Raw genomic sequence first — 1263 nt, 5'->3', positions numbered from 1 at the left:
ACCGAGGCTTAAACGGGTTGTGGTGCCATCGGCGTCGAGCCAGCGGCTGTCATGATTGGTCGCAAGTCCGAAGCGTGCAGTCAGGCTGTTGTTGTTGGGTGTGTCGATGCTCGCATTGAAGGCATCCTGATAGCGATCAGTATTGACCGATGACCAGATCAGCTGCGCCTGCGGTGTCAGGCTCCAGCGATCATTGAGCGTGAAGCTCTGCCCTGCTTCCAGGCTGATTGCATAACCGAGACTATTGACGCCATCGGCCAGTGTCTTGTTGGCCAGGCTTGAATCATATTTGGAGCGATACCAGGTCAGCTTGGCCTGGCCATCGAGATAAAAGCCATTATCCTTGAACCAGCTTAAGCCGGTTCCCAGACCATAACCATCCACATTGACCTGACCATCGCCATCCTTTGAGGTCACATTGGCCTGACTGCTCAGATAATCAAGCCAGACCGAGCCCATCAGCGTGCCGGAACGCGTCTGATTGAAGATGCCGTCCATTCCTGCCTGCAGATGCAGATCATTGGTGTTGTAGTTGCTGTCGGAGATATTGCCATTGAGCGCATAGGAGCCGTAATTGCCTTCCATGCGGCCCCAGACATAGTGATCGCGGAAGATGTCATCCTTGACGCCTGCAGTGCCTGAGCTTGCGCCTGTGCCTGTGCTGTCGCCACTGCGAACCCGCTCACCCAGACCGCCAAACCCCTTCTTGTTGAGGGTGCCGATCATATCGGGTCCGACGGTGTAGACAGGAACGCCGGGATTGAGCAGCGGCTGATCGCCGTTGCCGTCAGCGCCCTTGTGGCTGCGCAGATACCAGTCGCCATCGGTTGGCGTATCGATGCCATCCTGATGCAATGTATAGGCATAGGCACCGCCGACAACGGCCTGCTGACCATCTTCGGTGACAAAATCACCGGCCAGGGCGAAGTCGCCATGTGAGCTGCCTGCGACCTCGATCACTTTGATGCCCTTGTCGGTGAGGGCACCGGAACCGCCCTGATTGACGATTTTAACGGTGGTGTTGCCCTCGCTATTGCCGCCAACCAGCAGGCGGTCGGTGTTGGATGCGTCGCCACCCAGCGTGGTGTTCATGACAAGGATGCCATTATTGCCGCTGTAATCGCCGCTGACATTGAAGCTTGTGCCGCCGGCTCCCCCGAAGCGGAAACTGCCATTATTGACCATGGCCGTCACCGACTGGCCAAAACCGGCGAGATCTGCGACCGCGCCGGGATTGATGGAGAGCTTGCCGCCGCCAAAGGC

At 57.6% G+C, this 1263-nt stretch carries 1 protein-coding gene; it reads right to left on the bottom strand.

Features of this window, described 5'->3' with window-relative positions:
- Positions 1-1263: autotransporter outer membrane beta-barrel domain-containing protein (locus QBD00_RS23575; protein ID WP_318580707.1), on the bottom strand; the 1263-nt coding region annotated here is incomplete at both ends.

It is taken from the genome of Ochrobactrum sp. AN78 (assembly GCF_029909885.1).
GTDB classification, from domain to species: Bacteria; Pseudomonadota; Alphaproteobacteria; order Rhizobiales; family Rhizobiaceae; genus Brucella; species Brucella quorumnocens.
The sequence above is the reverse complement of the archived record's forward strand: the minus strand, read 5'-3'. Positions and strand labels throughout refer to the sequence as shown.